The 15,930-nt window shown below is 56.9% G+C and carries 9 protein-coding genes; 7 read left to right on the plus strand and 2 right to left on the minus strand.

The window, feature by feature from the left end; translation table 11 throughout:
- The first annotated feature begins 31 nt into the window (after positions 1 to 31).
- Positions 32 to 1,384, plus strand: coding sequence for a molecular chaperone (gene yegD / locus AC6I8K_RS12350; RefSeq protein ID WP_497826815.1), 1,353 nt, complete (start codon positions 32 to 34; stop codon positions 1,382 to 1,384).
- Positions 1,385 to 2,008: 624 nt separating this feature from the next.
- On the opposite strand, the gene AC6I8K_RS12355 is transcribed toward yegD, so the two are convergent.
- On the minus strand, positions 2,009 to 3,343 hold the full coding sequence (locus AC6I8K_RS12355) for a carbohydrate porin (RefSeq protein ID WP_064739239.1): 1,335 nt from the start codon (positions 3,341 to 3,343) through the stop codon (positions 2,009 to 2,011).
- 218 nt (positions 3,344 to 3,561) lie between these two features.
- Positions 3,562 to 4,524 carry an aldo/keto reductase gene (locus tag AC6I8K_RS12360; protein ID WP_497826816.1) on the minus strand — a complete coding sequence of 321 codons (963 nt, stop codon included), beginning with the start codon at positions 4,522 to 4,524 and terminating at the stop codon, positions 3,562 to 3,564.
- A 252-nt stretch (positions 4,525 to 4,776) separates the two neighbouring features.
- Between AC6I8K_RS12360 and AC6I8K_RS12365 the strand changes: the two genes are divergently transcribed.
- The 6 genes from AC6I8K_RS12365 (at position 4,777) to baeR (ending at position 15,903) form a co-directional block, all read left to right on the plus strand.
- Positions 4,777 to 6,003 (plus strand): MdtA/MuxA family multidrug efflux RND transporter periplasmic adaptor subunit, encoded by a 1,227-nt coding sequence (locus AC6I8K_RS12365; protein ID WP_497827247.1) that lies wholly within the window; start codon positions 4,777 to 4,779, stop codon positions 6,001 to 6,003.
- Complete coding sequence (locus AC6I8K_RS12370; RefSeq protein WP_497826817.1) at positions 6,003 to 9,125, plus strand: MdtB/MuxB family multidrug efflux RND transporter permease subunit; 3,123 nt, start codon at positions 6,003 to 6,005, stop codon at positions 9,123 to 9,125. The genes AC6I8K_RS12365 and AC6I8K_RS12370 overlap by 1 nt, the downstream gene beginning before the upstream one ends.
- On the plus strand, positions 9,122 to 12,190 hold the full coding sequence (gene mdtC, locus AC6I8K_RS12375; RefSeq protein WP_483817739.1) for a multidrug efflux RND transporter permease subunit MdtC: 3,069 nt from the start codon (positions 9,122 to 9,124) through the stop codon (positions 12,188 to 12,190). Before AC6I8K_RS12370 ends, mdtC begins: the two co-directional genes overlap by 4 nt.
- 207 nt (positions 12,191 to 12,397) lie before the next feature.
- A complete protein-coding gene (gene mdtD / locus AC6I8K_RS12380) occupies positions 12,398 to 13,804 on the plus strand; it encodes a multidrug transporter subunit MdtD (RefSeq protein ID WP_497826818.1) in 1,407 nt (468 codons plus the stop codon).
- On the plus strand, positions 13,801 to 15,186 hold the full coding sequence (baeS, locus tag AC6I8K_RS12385; protein WP_483817740.1) for an envelope stress sensor histidine kinase BaeS: 1,386 nt from the start codon (positions 13,801 to 13,803) through the stop codon (positions 15,184 to 15,186). The genes mdtD and baeS overlap by 4 nt, the downstream gene beginning before the upstream one ends.
- A gap of 9 nt (positions 15,187 to 15,195) precedes the next feature.
- Positions 15,196 to 15,903, plus strand: coding sequence for an envelope stress response regulator BaeR (gene baeR, locus AC6I8K_RS12390; protein ID WP_483817741.1), 708 nt, complete (start codon positions 15,196 to 15,198; stop codon positions 15,901 to 15,903).
- Positions 15,904 to 15,930 lie beyond the last annotated feature (27 nt).

The raw sequence follows: 15,930 nt of genomic DNA on the forward strand, positions 1-15,930 counted from the left end.
CGCCCCCTTTTTTCCGGCATGGGGGATAAATATGTTTATCGGATTCGATTACGGCACAGCAAACTGTTCAATTGCAGTCAGTGATAATGGTACGCCGCGCCTGCTGACACTGGAGAATGGTCAGCGCCTGCTTCCCTCCATGATTTGTGCCCCGACGCGCGAAGCGATCAGCGAATGGTTATACCGTCATCATCAGGTCCCAACGCCAGACAGCGAAGGCACCGCCTTATTGCAGCGTGCGCTGCGCTATAACCGTGAAGAAGACATTGAGGTTCTGCCGGGCAGCGTGCAGTTCGGTTTGACGGCGTTACAGCAATATATGGTCGATCCCGAAGAAGTGTGGTTCGTGAAATCACCCAAATCCTTCCTTGGTGCTAACGGCCTGAAGCCGCAGCAGATCGCCTTCTTTGAAGATCTGGTGTGTGCCATGATGCTGCACATCCGTCAGCAGGGTGAAACGCAGCTTGATCGCCCGATTGAGCAAGCGGTGATTGGTCGCCCGATTAACTTCCAGGGCTTAGGTGGCGAAGACGCCAACCAACAGGCGCAAGGTATTTTGCTGCGTGCCGCACAGCGCGCCGGTTTCCGTGATGTCGAGTTTCAGTTTGAACCCGTGGCAGCAGGGCTGGATTTTGAAGCCACGCTGCAGAAAGAGACGCGCGTGCTGGTGGTGGATATCGGCGGCGGCACCACCGACTGCTCGATGCTGCTGATGGGCCCGGAATGGCGCCATAAAACCGATCGCCGTGAAAGTTTGCTTGGCCACAGCGGTTGCCGCGTGGGCGGTAACGATCTCGACATTATGCTGGCGTTTAAAACCCTAATGCCGCTGCTGGGCCTTGGTGGCAATACGCAGAAAGGCACCGCGCTGCCCGCGCTGCCATGGTGGAATGCGGTCGCGATCAATGATGTTCCAGCGCAAAGCGATTTCTATTCTGCGGCCAGCGGCAAACTGCTGCGCGATTTGATTCGGGATGCCGAGCACAGTGACAAAGTGGCGCACCTGCTGAAAGTGTGGCAGCAGAAGCTGGGCTATCGTCTGGTGCGTGCGGCGGAAGAGAGCAAAATTGCGCTGTCTGATGTGAAAGAAACGGATGCGTCACTGGCGTTTATCGCTGCGCAATTGCAGGCGCAGATCAGCGCGACGCAGCTGGAAGAAGCGATTAATCAACCGCTGGAGCGTATTTTGGAGCAAGTGCATCTGGCGCTTGCCACCTGCGAAACCAAGCCGGAAGTGATTTATCTCACCGGCGGTAGCGCACGTTCTCCGGTGCTGCGTGCCGCATTGCAGCAGGCGCTGCCCGATACACCTATTGCCAGCGGTGATGATTTCGCATCGGTTACCGCCGGTCTTGCCCGCTGGGCAGAGGTGATGTTCGGTTAAGCGAATAGGGCGGAATAAATGCCGCAATGCTCGTCAGTTAAGCGCCGTATCAAATCGCCGCACCTTCCGCAGCGACGCGATTTATCGCGCAATGAATTGCGCCGCTACAATGTGTGCACTCGGCAATTAAGGTTTTCATCTCTTAAATGGCGAGGATGAGCTATTTATGGCGACAAGGACATCACCATTGTGCGGCACTCGTAACGGTCGTCATCAATGACGACCCTACAATTCAGGCAGCGATTACGCGGTTAAATATGCACTGCCGTAGCAGCGTGGGTGTTGAGGCGACATCCTAACCCGCTGAGCGAGAGAGGGATTCCAGGGCGAACCGCAGGGATGCGGTGAGAGGCGGCGCTGAGCAGGAGCGAATCGCCGCCGGTCCGTCAGGAATCGTGATCGAGTGAAGGCACCGCGTCGCGGCGGGTTGGGCTGGCGCAGGGCCCGGGAGTGAAGAGGGCGTGGCCAGACGCCCTCTTCTCGGTCGCCGCACGGCTGAACTGCAACTGCCACAGCCAGTGGCGAACGAAAGTGGCTTATTGCTTAACTGATCGGCATTACGGCATAAATGCCGCCCCTACGATCGGATGTTGGGTCGTCATTGATGGCGACCCGCATTAAACATCAGAAATTCACGTTCGCACTGATCCCGCCGACAAACGCATCTTTCACTTCGCTCACCGCACCCGGCGCTACCACATATTGCAGGTTCGGACGCAGCTGCAGCCATTTGGTCAGCTGAGCGTTGTAGTAAATCTCATAGTTGTACTCAGAACCATCCTGAATCGGCAGATAGGTTGGGCTATTGAAGTCCGTTTCGCCGTTGGCGTTGTTCTGCTCACGCTGCGAGCGCGTATAAGCACTGTTGACGTGAATACGTGCCGCACCGACACCAATCTCATCCTGTGGACGCGCATCGAACGGCCCTTTCCAGGTAAAGCTCACCGACTGATAGTTATCGGTTTTTGAGGTTTTATGATCGTTCATCACCGCCTGCACGGTGACGCCTAAACCACGGCTGGCATCGCCGCCCTGCGCGGTCAACTGTTGTTGTAACAGCACGTAGCCGCCATACGCATGATCCTGGCTTTGATAAGCGCCATCGCGCCAGCTGCCGTAGTTGTCACCGTTAGCTGAGGAGTAGTAATAGCCAATGCGGTAGTTACCCGGCAGCTTGTCTGCACCTAAAGTCGGTTTCCAGCCCAACTCGACCGGCACCAGATTCCCTTCGGAGTTGCTGGTATCGAGACGGAAGCCGTCGCCGCGATCGTAGTTGGCGCGGTTCTGGTTATAGAAGCCCACCTGGAAGAACACGTCAGGTGTAAAGTTCACTTTTACGCGGCCGCCCCACTGGGAAACCGGCCAGTTGAACCAGCGATCGCCACGCCAGTTACCTGCCTGACCGCTACCGAATGCCAGGTTCTGGAATTTACTGTCAAAGTTATCGAAATCTTCACCGACGGTAACGCGACCGGCTTTCAGGTTAACCGTGTTATCGAACAGACCTTTGCTCAACCAGAATTGGGTTAAACGCCAGGTTTGGCCACGACCGTAAACTTCCTGGGTCGAGGACAACATACCGGTACGACGATCGGCGACCTGGTCGGAGATGTTTTGACCATTACGATCGGTAATCGTCATCTGGAATTGCGCATCCTGCCAGTTGAGCAGTTTTTCCAGGTCAAAGTTGGCGCCAAACGCCCACTGATCGCTGTAACGCATTGAAGTATTGGTATCGGCGCCGCCCGCCAGATTGGAGGCGCTTTCCATGGTGTAGTTAACGTCGAATTTAATGCCGTCATTTTCCAACTGCGTGCGGTTGCCGCCCCAATCGCCAAACATATAGGGAGAGTCATAACTGAACGCATCAGCGGCTACCGCCGATGCACTCAGCATCGCAAACATCAGGGTTCCCGCTGCCAGGCGGGGTAAATGCTGCACTGCTTCTTTTCTGTTCATGATGGTTATTCTTATATGAAGTGACTGGAATGGATCGAACAGAGGATAGTGCTGAGGATTTGTCAATTTTTGCAAATATGTGCGCAGTTTACCGCAGGTTGATAGTGCGTCAACGCAATTGTGACGGTGGTCGATGATTGAAAATATTTTGCTGCAAATGGCATTTTTTGTGAGGCAGAGCAGAAAAATAGCGGGACGCCGCAGCGTCCCTGAAAACATTACAGTTTACTGGCGCTTACCAGCTCTTCAATTTCCTGCTTGCTGAGCTCCAGTTCGGTGGCTTTCACCAGCTCATCCAGCTGTTCCAGCGATGTCGCACTGACAATCGGCGCGGTAATGCTGGGACGCGCAATCTGCCACGCCAGCGCCACCTGCGTCGCCGATACATCGTGCGAGGCGGCGACATCTTCTAACGCTTCAACAATCCGCTTGCCGCGTTCGTTGAGGTATTTATCCACAATGCCCTGCCCGCGCTTACTTTTGCTGGCATCTTCCGGCTTTTTGTATTTACCGCTGAGGAAACCGCTGGCCAGCGAATAGTAGTTGATCACGCCGAGGCCATTTTTCACCGCAACCTGCTCCAGACCGCTTTCATATTCCTGACGATCGTAGAGATTATATTCCGGCTGCAAGGTTTCGTAGCGTGCCAGTCCATGTTGCTTACTGACATCCAGCGCTTCCTGCAAGCGTGTAGCGTTGTAGTTGGAGGCGCCAATGGCACGAACTTTACCCTCTTTAATCAGCGAGTCGAAGGCTTTCAACGTATCAAGCAGCGGCGTGGTTTCATCATCACGGTGCGCTTGATAAAGATCGATGACGTCAGTTTGCAGACGGCGCAGTGAGTCTTCCACCGCCTGACGAATGTATGCCGGTTTAAGGCCCGTTTTTTCCGGCGAAAGCTCCATGCCGACTTTAGTGGCCAGCACGATGCGGTCGCGCTTGCCGCTTTTCTTCAGCCATTTACCAATGATAGTTTCCGATTCGCCACCTTCGTTACCCGGCGCCCAGCGCGAATAGACGTCGGCAGTATCGATGAAGAACAAGCCCTTCTCAACCAGCGCATCCAGCAGTGAAAACGAGGTTTTCTCATCCACCGTCCAGCCAAATACGTTGCCGCCAAAGGTGAGACGGGGAACTTCGATACCGCTGTCGCCAAGCTGGCGGAGTTTCTGTTGACTCATTTTGTTCTCCTTATTCAAACGAGACAGGTCTGCATTGAGCTTAGCAAAGGAAAAACGGCGCGCTTATGCGTATTCCTGCCAGAATATTTACAGAATATGAATACTTAGCATGGTTGGGGCGATATTCTTATTTCCTTCAATTTTTGCCCGGCCCGGGCGACTACAATCATTCGTTTGCGAAATAGGCGTGAGCCACAAGGGTATTTGATTTCGCATTTTGGGAAAACGACACGCTGGAGAGCACACACCTTGATCAACCGTCGACTTAAAACAACCTTACTGGCCGTAGCCGTGATTGCCGTGCTGGCGGGTGGATATTATTGGTGGCAGCATCCAGCGGAACCGAATAAACAGTCGCATGCCGAAGGCCAGCAGCAACGTGGGCGCGGCGCGGGCAGCGGTGCGCGTCGTCCGTTAGCGCCGGTACAGGCGGCAAGTGCCACCACGCAAAGCGTGCCCTATTATCTCAGTGGCCTCGGCACCGTGACCGCTGCCAATACCGTCACGGTGCGCAGCCGGGTTGATGGGCAGTTGATGGCGCTGCACTTCCAGGAAGGACAGCAAGTGGCCGCTGGCGCACTATTAGCCGAAATCGATCCGCGTCCTTACCAGGTGGCATTAGCCCAAGCGCAGGGCCAACTGGCAAAAGACCAGGCAACACTCGCCAATGCGCGTCGCGATCTCAGTCGCTATGAAAAACTGGCAAAAACCTCGCTGGTGTCCCAGCAGGAACTCGATACGCAACGTTCGCTGGTGAGCGAAACGCTCGGCACCCTCAAAGCCGATGAAGGCAGTGTCGCCAGCGCCCAGCTTAATCTCACTTACAGCCGCATTACCGCGCCGATTGGGGGACGTGTGGGATTGAAGCAGGTCGATGTGGGTAACTACATTACGTCCGGCGATACCAGTGGTTTGGTGGTGATCACCGAAACACATCCAATTGACGTGGTATTCAGCGTCGCCGAGAACAACATTAGCCAAATCCTCAAGGCACAGAAAAGCGGGCAGCCGCTGATCGTTGAAGCCTGGGATCGCAGCAATAAAACGCGCCTGACCAGCGGTACGCTATTGAGTCTTGATAATCAGATTGATGCCACCACCGGCACCATCAAGCTCAAAGCGCGCTTCAGCAACGAAGATGACACACTGTTCCCGAATCAGTTTGTGAATGCGCGTCTGAAAGTCGATACCTTACAGGATGCGGTGGTGATTCCGACCGCCGCACTGCAGATGAGCAACGATGGCCACTTTGTCTGGGTGGTGAACAGCGAAAATAAAGTCAGCAAAAAACGCGTCACCGCAGGTTTGCAGGATAGCCAGAAAGTGGTGATTAGCGCCGGTCTTGAAGCCGGCGATCGCGTGGTGACCGACGGGCTTGACCGCCTGACGGAAGGCGCCACCGTTGAAGTGGTGGCGCCGCAGAGCGCTGCAACACACAGCACGCGCGCCGCGCAGCCCGCACGCGGAGAGCGTCAATAATGCAGGTAATGCCTCCTGACCGCAGCGGCGGACCTTCGCGCCTGTTTATTCTGCGCCCGGTCGCCACCACGCTGCTGATGATAGCGATTCTGTTGGCGGGCGTGCTCGGCTACCGTTTTCTGCCGGTCTCCGCTTTGCCGGAAGTCGATTACCCCACCATTCAGGTGGTGACGCTCTATCCTGGTGCCAGCCCTGATGTGGTCACTTCGTCGATCACCGCGCCGCTGGAACGTCAGTTTGGCCAGATGTCGGGCTTGAAGCAGATGTCTTCGCAGAGTTCGGGCGGTGCTTCGGTAGTGACATTGCAGTTTCAGCTCACGCTGCCCCTGGATGTTGCCGAGCAGGAAGTGCAGGCGGCGATCAACTCCGCCACCAATCTGCTGCCGAGCGATCTTCCCAATCCGCCGGTTTACAGCAAAGTGAATCCGGCCGATCCGCCCATTATGACCCTCGCCGTCACCACCACCAGCATGCCGCTTACGCAGGTGCAGGACATGGTGGAAACCCGCGTGGCGCAGAAGATTTCTCAGGTCTCGGGCGTGGGTTTAGTGACGCTGTCCGGCGGACAACGTCCGGCGGTACGCGTGAAGATGAACACCCAGGCGCTGGCCGCGCTCGGCTTGACCAGTGAGTCAGTGCGCAGCGCCATCACCAATGCCAACGTCAACTCGGCGAAAGGCAGCCTCGACGGCCCAACGCGCTCGATTACCTTGTCGGCAAACGACCAGATGACCTCGGCGGAAGACTATCGCAAGCTGATCATCAGCTATACCAACGGTGCGCCAGTGCGCCTGGGCGATGTCGCCACCATCGAGCAAGGCGCCGAGAACAGCTGGCTGGGTGCCTGGGCAAACCGTCAGCAGGCGATTGTGCTTAACGTGCAGCGCCAGCCTGGGGCCAACATCATTGCTACCGCGGATAATATCCGCGCCATGTTGCCCGCGCTGACCGCCACGCTGCCGAAGTCGGTGGATGTAAAACTGCTGACCGACCGCACCACTAACATCCGCAATTCGGTCAGTGATACGCAGCACGAACTGATGCTGGCGATGGGCCTGGTGGTCATGATCATCTACTTGTTCCTGCGCAACGTCCCGGCAACCATCATTCCCGCCGTCGCCGTGCCGCTATCGCTGGTCGGTACCTTTGCCGCGATGTATTTCCTCGGCTTCTCAATCAACAATCTGACGTTGATGGCATTGACCATCGCGACCGGGTTTGTCGTCGATGACGCCATCGTGGTGATCGAGAACATCTCGCGCTATATCGAAAAAGGCGAAAAGCCGCTAACGGCGGCGCTAAAAGGCGCAGGCGAGATTGGCTTCACCATTATCTCCCTCACCTTCTCGCTGATTGCGGTGCTGATCCCGCTGCTGTTTATGGGCGATGTCATTGGACGCCTGTTCCGCGAGTTTGCGGTGACCCTGGCGGTGGCGATTTTGATTTCTGCCGTGGTGTCGCTGACGCTGACGCCTATGATGTGCGCGCGCATGTTGAGCGCCGAATCACTGCGCAAGCAGAACCGTTTCTCGCGCGCCAGTGAAGCGATGTTTGAGCGCATCATTGCCCATTATGGTCGCGGTTTAACCCGCGTGCTGCTGCATCCGTGGATTACGCTATCGGTGGCGCTGGGCACCTTACTGATCACCGTGTTGCTGTGGATCATGATTCCAAAAGGCTTCTTCCCGCAGCAGGACAACAGCATCATTCAGGGCACCCTGCAGGCACCGCAGTCAGTTTCTTACGCCAACATGTCTGAGCGCACGCGCGATGTCGCTTCGATCATCATGAAAGATCCAGCGGTGCAGAGCATGACCTCGTTTGTGGGCGTCGATGGCACCAACGCCGCGCTCAACAGCGCCCGCCTGCAGATCAATCTCAAGCCGTTAAATGAGCGCGACGATCGTATCCCGGCCGTGCAACAGCGTTTGCAACAGGCGTTGGCCAAAGTGCCGGGCATCTCACTGTGGCTGCAACCGGTACAGGATTTAACCATTGATACTCAGGCGAGCCGCACGCCGTACCAGTTCACGCTGCAATCGGGCTCGCTGGAGTCGCTGAGTCTATGGGTGCCGAAATTGCTTGCGCAGTTGAACACGCTGCCACAGCTGCGCGACGTCAGCAGTGACTGGCAAGATCAAGGGCTGGAAGCCTTTGTGCGCGTCGATCGCGACAGCGCCAGCCGGTTAGGCATCAGCATGGCCGACGTCGATAACGCGCTGTATAACGCCTTTGGCCAGCGACTGATTTCCACCATTTACACCCAGGCCAACCAATATCGCGTGGTGCTGGAACAGAACAATGAGGCTACGCCCGGATTGGCAAGTCTCGACGGCATTCGCCTGACCAGTAGCGAGGGCGGCAGCGTGCCGCTGAGCGCCATCGCACAAATTGAGGAGCGCCACGCGGCGCTCAGCATCAACCACCTCGATCAGTTCCCGTCGGCGACCTTCTCGTTTGATGTCGCAGAAGGTTATTCGCTGGGCGACGCGGTGAAAGCGGTAAGCGCTGCGGAAGATCAGGTGGGCATGCCCGCGGAAATGATGACGCAGTTCCAGGGCAGCACGCTGGCTTTCGAAGCCGCGTTGTCCAGCACCGTATGGCTGATCGTGGCCGCCGTGGTGGCGATGTATATCGTGCTCGGCGTGCTGTACGAAAGCTTTATTCATCCAATCACCATTCTCTCCACGCTGCCCACCGCTGGCGTCGGCGCGTTACTGGCGCTGATGCTGAGCGGCAACGAGCTGGATATCATCGCCATCATTGGCATCATCTTGCTGATCGGTATCGTGAAGAAAAACGCCATCATGATGATCGACTTCGCGCTGGCGGCGGAGCGTGAGCAAGGCATGCCGCCGCGCGAGGCGATTTATCAGGCGTGTTTACTGCGTTTCCGTCCGATCCTGATGACCACATTGGCGGCGCTGCTTGGTGCGCTGCCGTTGATGCTGAGTACCGGCGTCGGCGCAGAGTTGCGTCGTCCATTGGGTATTGCGATGGTCGGCGGTTTGGTGGTGAGTCAAGTGCTGACCCTGTTCACCACGCCGGTGATCTACCTGCTGTTTGATCGCCTGTCGCACGCTACGCGCCGTCGCTTTAAGCGATCGGAGGCGCCGTCGTGAAGTTTTTCGCGCTGTTTATTCATCGCCCGGTCGCCACCACCTTGCTGACGCTGGCGATTGCACTGGCCGGTATTCTCGGTTTCCGCCTGCTGCCAGTGGCACCGCTGCCACAGCTCGATTTCCCGGTGATTCTGATTTCCGCCTCATTGCCCGGCGCGTCGCCGGAAACCATGGCGGCATCGGTGGCGACGCCGCTGGAGCGCTCACTTGGGCGCATTGCTGGCGTCAGCGAGATGACGTCCACCAGCTCGCTGGGTAGCACGCGCATCATTCTGGTGTTCGATTTTGACCGCGACATTAACGGCGCGGCACGTGATGTGCAGGCGGCAATCAATGCCGCACAAAGCCTGTTGCCGACCGGCATGCCCAGCCGTCCGAGCTATCGTAAAGCCAACCCGTCCGATGCGCCGATCATGATTCTGACCATGACGTCCGACATTTATAATCCCGGTCAGCTGTATGATTACGCCTCAACGCAGCTGGCGCAGAAACTCTCGCAAATTGAGGGCGTGGGCGATGTGACGGTCGGCGGCAGCTCGCTGCCTGCGGTGCGCGTCGAGCTCAACCCGCAAGCGCTGTTCAATCAGGGCGTGTCGCTTGATGCCGTTCGCACCGCTATCAGCAACGCCAATCAGCGCCGTCCGCAGGGCGCCATTGATGATCTGCAGCAGCGCTGGCAGCTGCGTACCAACGGTGAATTACAAACGGCTAGCGAATATCAACCGCTGGTGGTGCATTACAACAACGGTGCGGCGGTGCGCCTTAGCGATGTCGCCAACGTGCAGGATTCGGTGCAGGACGTACGTAACGCCGGTATGACCAACGGCAAAGCAGCGGTGCTGTTGGTGGTGCGCAAATCGCCGGAAGCCAACATTATCGATACCGTCGATCGTATCCGTAGCGAATTGCCAGAACTGCATGAGGTGATCCCCGCCGCTATCGACCTGCAAATTGCTCAGGATCGATCGCCCACCATTCGCGCCTCGCTGCATGAAGTTGAGCAGTCGCTGATCATCGCCGTGGCGCTGGTGATTCTGGTGGTGTTTGCCTTCCTGCGCGACTGGCGTGCCACGCTGATCCCCGCCGCCGCGGTGCCGGTTTCACTGATTGGCACCTTCGCCGCCATGTATCTGTGCGGGTTTAGCCTCAACAATTTGTCGCTGATGGCGTTAACCATCGCCACCGGTTTTGTCGTCGACGACGCGATTGTGGTGCTGGAGAACATTGCGCGCCACGTCGAAGCGGGCATGAAGCCGCTACAGGCGGCGCTGACCGGCGTGCGCGAAGTCGGTTTTACCGTGCTATCGATGAGTCTGTCGCTGATTGCCGTGTTCCTGCCGCTGCTGATGATTGGCGGCATCATTGGTCGCTTCTTCTCTGAATTTGCCATCACGCTGTCGGTGGCGATTCTCATCTCGCTGTTTATCTCGGTCACGCTGACACCGATGATGTGTGCCTACCTGCTGAAGCCGCAGATCAAACGCAGTCAGCCGCGCACGCGTGGTTTCGGCAAACTGCTGATGAAAGTGCAAAACGGCTACGCGCGCTCGCTCGGCTGGGTGCTGAATCACGCCATTTGGGTGTTGATGCTGCTGCTCGGTACCGTGGCGCTCACCGTGTGGTTGTTCATCTCGATTCCGAAAACCTTTATGCCAGAGCAAGATACCGGCCGCTTACAAGGCTTTATTTCGGCGGACCAAAGCATTTCGTTCCAGGCGATGCGTGGCAAGCTACAGGATTTCATGAACATCATTAAGGCCGATCCGGCGGTGGATAACGTCACCGGTTTTACCGGCGGTTCGCGCACCAACAGCGGCTCAATGTTCGTCTCGCTCAAGCCGCTTTCCGAGCGCAGCGAAAGCGCGCAGGAAGTGATTGCACGGCTGCGCGTGAAACTGGCGAAAGAGCCAGGTGCCAATCTCTACCTCAATGCGGTGCAGGATATTCGTATTGGCGGACGTGAATCCAACGCCAGCTACCAGTACAGTTTGCTGTCGGATAACCTGAATGATTTACGTGAATGGGAGCCGAAGATTCGTCAGGCGTTCGCCGCCCTGCCCGAACTGGCGGACGTTAACTCCGATCAACAGGATAACGGCAGCGAAATGAATCTGACCTACGATCGTGAAAGCATGGCGCGACTCGGCATTGATGTTTCTGCCGCTAACGCCCTGCTGAATAACGCCTTTGGTCAACGCCAAATCTCCACCATTTATCAGCCGCTCAATCAGTACAAAGTGGTGATGGAAGTCGATCCGCGCTACACCCAGGACATCAGTTCACTCGATCAGATGTTTGTGATTAACAGCGACGGCAAAGCGATTCCGCTGAGCTGGTTTGCGAAGTGGCAACCGGCCAATGCACCGCTGTCGGTGAACCACGAAGGCCTGTCGGCGGCGTCGACCATTTCGTTCAACCTGCCGGAAGGCGTGTCGCTGTCGCAGGCATCAGAAGCGATTGATCGTTCGGTAACGGCGCTGGGCGTGCCTTCCACCGTGCGCGGCAGTTTTGCCGGCACCGCGCAGGTGTTCCAGCAGTCACAATCCAACCAGCTTTACCTGATGCTGGCGGCGATTGCGGCGGTGTATATCGTGTTGGGCATTCTGTATGAGAGCTACGTGCATCCGTTAACCATCCTCTCCACGCTACCCTCCGCAGGCGTTGGCGCGCTGCTGGCACTGGAACTGTTCAACACGCCGTTTAGCCTGATTGCGCTGATCGGCATTTTGCTGCTCATCGGCATCGTGAAGAAAAACGCCATCATGATGGTCGACTTTGCGCTTGATGCCGAACGCAACGGCAATTTGTCAGCGCGCGATGCGATTTTCCAGGCGTGCCAGCTGCGTTTCCGCCCGATTCTGATGACCACCCTCGCCGCGCTGTTTGGTGCATTGCCATTGGTGCTGACCAGCGGTGACGGCGCCGAGCTGCGGCAACCGCTGGGTATCACCATCGCCGGTGGCCTGATAATGAGCCAGCTGCTGACGCTCTACACCACGCCGGTGGTCTATTTGATGATGGATAAGCTGCGGCGGCGCAAGAAAAAGGTATTGGTGACGGGTTAAGGGAGGTCGCCATGAATGGCGCCCCTACGCACTCCATATTTGTAGGGTCGCCATTTATGGTGACCTAACGCATCCCATATTTGTAGGGTCGCCATTTAAGGTGACCTAACGCATCCCACATTTGTAGGGTCGCCATTTATGGTGACCTAACGCATCCCACATTTGTAGGGGCGCCATTTATGGTGACCGTATAACAGAGGAGATTCAGTGGACACGAAAAACGCTACCGTGCGCTGGCAGTTGTGGATCGTCGCGTTTGGCTTCTTTATGCAGGCGCTGGACACCACCATCGTGAATACCGCGATTCCGTCAATGGCGCGCGATCTCAACGTCAGCCCGCTGAATATGCACTCGGTGATCGTCTCCTATGTGCTGACCGTGGCGGTGACGCTGCCGATCAGCGGCTGGCTGGCGGATCGATTTGGCGTGCGCAATATCTTCTTCTGCGCCATTGTGCTGTTCAGCATCGGTTCGCTGCTGTGCGCCTTCTCCACCACGCTGGATGAGCTGATCATGGCGCGCGTGGTGCAAGGCATTGGTGGTGCGATGATGGTGCCGGTTGGCCGATTGACGGTGATGAAAATCGTGCCACGCGAGCAATATATGTCAGCGATGACCTTCGTCACCACGCCGGGACAAATTGGCCCGCTGCTCGGCCCGGCGCTCGGCGGGATTTTGGTGCAGTACGCCAGCTGGCACTGGATCTTCCTGATCAACATTCCGGTCGGCATTATTGGCGCCATCGCTACGCTGACGCTGATGCCCAATTACACCATGCAGACGCGGCGTTTCGATTTCCTCGGCTTTGTGCTGCTGGCGGTGGGCATGGCCACGCTGACGCTGGCGCTCGACGGCCAGCGCAGTTCGGGCGGTTCACCGTTGCTGCTCGGCTTGCTGATTCTGGTTGGGGTATTTTCGCTGCTGTTCTACCTGATGCATGGCCGCAACAATGATAACGCGCTGTTCAGCCTGAAACTATTTGATAACCGCATCTATTCGATTGGCCTGCTCGGCAGTTTTACCGGTCGCATCGGGAGCGGCATGTTGCCGTTTATAACGCCGATCTTCCTGCAGGTCGGCCTCGGCTACAGCCCGTTCCACGCCGGTTTAATGATGATTCCGATGGTGCTCGGCAACATGGGCACCAAACGCGTGGTGGTGCGCATCGTCAACCTGTTCGGTTATCGCAATGCGCTGGTCGGCGCCACCCTCGCGCTGGCGTTGGTGGTGCTGCTATTCCCGCTGGTGGCGCTGCTCGGCTGGATCTGGCTGCTGCCGTTGGTGCTATTGCTGCAAGGCATGGTGAACGCCATCCGCTTCTCATCGATGAATACGCTGACGCTCAAAGAGCTGCCCGACGATCTGGCCTCGAGCGGTAACAGTTTGCTGTCGATGATTATGCAGCTGTCGATGAGTATCGGCGTAACCGTTGCCGGTTTGCTGCTCGGCGCTTTTGGCCAAGGCGTAGTCACCGACAGCGCAGCCGCCCATCAAACCTTCATTTATACCTATCTGTGCATGGCGCTGGTCATTGTGCTGCCCGCGCTGGTGTTCTGGCGCGTACCGAAGAATGTCAGTAAAAACGTTGATCTTAGAGGCAGGAGTAAAGCATGAAGCGGCCGGTAAAATGGGGCATTGGCGCCAAACTGTTTGCGGCGATTTTCTCCACCTGCATGTTGGTGATCATCACCATGCATTGGGGCGTACGGCTTAGCTTTGAGCATGGTTTTGTCGATTACATTAAAAAAGGCAACGAGCAGCGTTTAACCCTGCTGAGCGATGCGCTGGCCGATCAGTATGAGCAGCATGGCAACTGGGATTTTCTGCGCAATAATGACCGGCTGATTTTCTCGATTCTGCGTTCGCTGGAGCAGAATCCTGGCAGCGTCAACCAGCTACCACCGCATGGCTGGCGCACGCAGTTCTGGATTATCGACCAGCAATACAAAGTGCTGTCTGGCCCACGTCAGCCGGTGCCACCGGAAGGCACCCGGCGCAACATCACTACCAGCAGCGGCAAGATTGTCGGCTGGGTGATTGCTTCCCCGGTCGAACGGCTAACGCGCAGCACCGATATCAACTTTGATCAGCAACAGCGGCGCACCAGTTGGCTGATTGTAGCGTTGACCGGTTTACTGGCGGCGCTGGTCACCTGGCTACTGGCGCGCGGCCTGCTCGCCCCCGTTAAACGGCTGGTGGATGGTACGCACCATTTGGCGGCGGGCAATTTCGCGACCCGCGTGGAAGTGGGCAGCAGCGATGAACTGGGTCAGCTGGGCCGCGACTTCAACCAGCTCGCCAGCTCGCTGGAAAAGAATGAAAGCAACCGCCGCGCCTTTATGGCCGATATTTCCCATGAACTGCGCACGCCGCTGGCGATCCTGCGCGGTGAGCTGGAAGCGATGCAGGATGGCGTGCGCAAGCTGACGCCAGAAGCCATCAGCTCGTTACAAAGCGAAGTCTCGCTGCTGACCAAACTGGTCGACGATCTGCATCAGCTGTCGCTTTCCGACGCGGGCGCCCTCGCCTATCGCAAACAGCCGGTGGATCTGGTTAATCTGCTGGAAGTGGTGGCGGGCAGCTTCGGCGAACGTTACCGCAGCCGCGGTTTAACGCTCAATCTGGCGTTACCCGCGCAGGCGGAGAGCTTTGGCGATCCTGACCGCCTGATGCAGCTATTTACCAATTTGCTGGAAAACAGCCTGCGCTACACCGATGCCGGCGGCGCGGTGCAGCTTTCCATGCTGCGTGTTGGCGAATACTGGCAGCTGAGCTTTGCCGATAGCGCGCCGGGTGTTGATCCGCTCCATCAGGCCCAATTATTTGAGCGTTTTTTCCGCGCGGAAAGTTCACGTAATCGCGCCAGCGGCGGCTCTGGGCTTGGCCTGGCGATCTGTAAAAACATCGCCGAGGCCCATGCAGGCAATATTAGTGCGGATCACTCTGATTTAGGTGGACTGCAAATCACGCTAAACTTGCCGTATGTTCCTCACTAGACGCCACTTATGAGCCCGGAAAATAGCGATCCTCTGATCCTTGTTGTAGAAGATGAACCCAAACTGGCGCAGCTGATGATTGATTATCTGCAGGCGTCCAACTATCGCACTCACCACATTGCCGACGGTAACGAGGTGTTGAGTTACGTGCAACATACACCGCCGGATCTGGTGCTGCTGGATTTGATGCTGCCCGGCCGTGACGGCTTAACGTTGTGCCGCGAAATTCGCCGCTTCTCTGAGCTGCCGATTATTATGGTCACTGCACGCACTGAAGAGATCGATCGCCTGCTGGGACTGGAAATCGGCGCGGATGACTATGTCTGCAAGCCATTCAGCCCGCGTGAAGTGGTGGCGCGCGTGAAAACAATTTTACGCCGCGTCAAACGATCGCCGGAAGAGGCACAACAGGAATCGCATCTGCATATCGATGAGAGTCGTTTCCAGGCCAGCTGGCGTGAACAGCAGTTGGAATTAACCCCTGCGGAGTTTCGTCTGCTGAAAACCCTGGCGCTGGAGCCGGGCAAGGTATTCTCACGCGAGCAGTTGCTGAATCATCTTTACGATGATTACCGCGTGGTAACCGATCGTACCATTGATAGCCACATCAAAAATCTGCGTCGTAAGCTGGAAAGCCTCGATGCAGAACAGCCGTTTATCCGCGCGGTATACGGCATGGGTTATCGCTGGGAAGCTGACGTCTGCCGCTTGCTGTAGCCAGCAACGGTTTACATTGATCCAGGT

The organism is Pantoea sp. X-Soil-ISGK-421 (genome assembly GCF_059730785.1).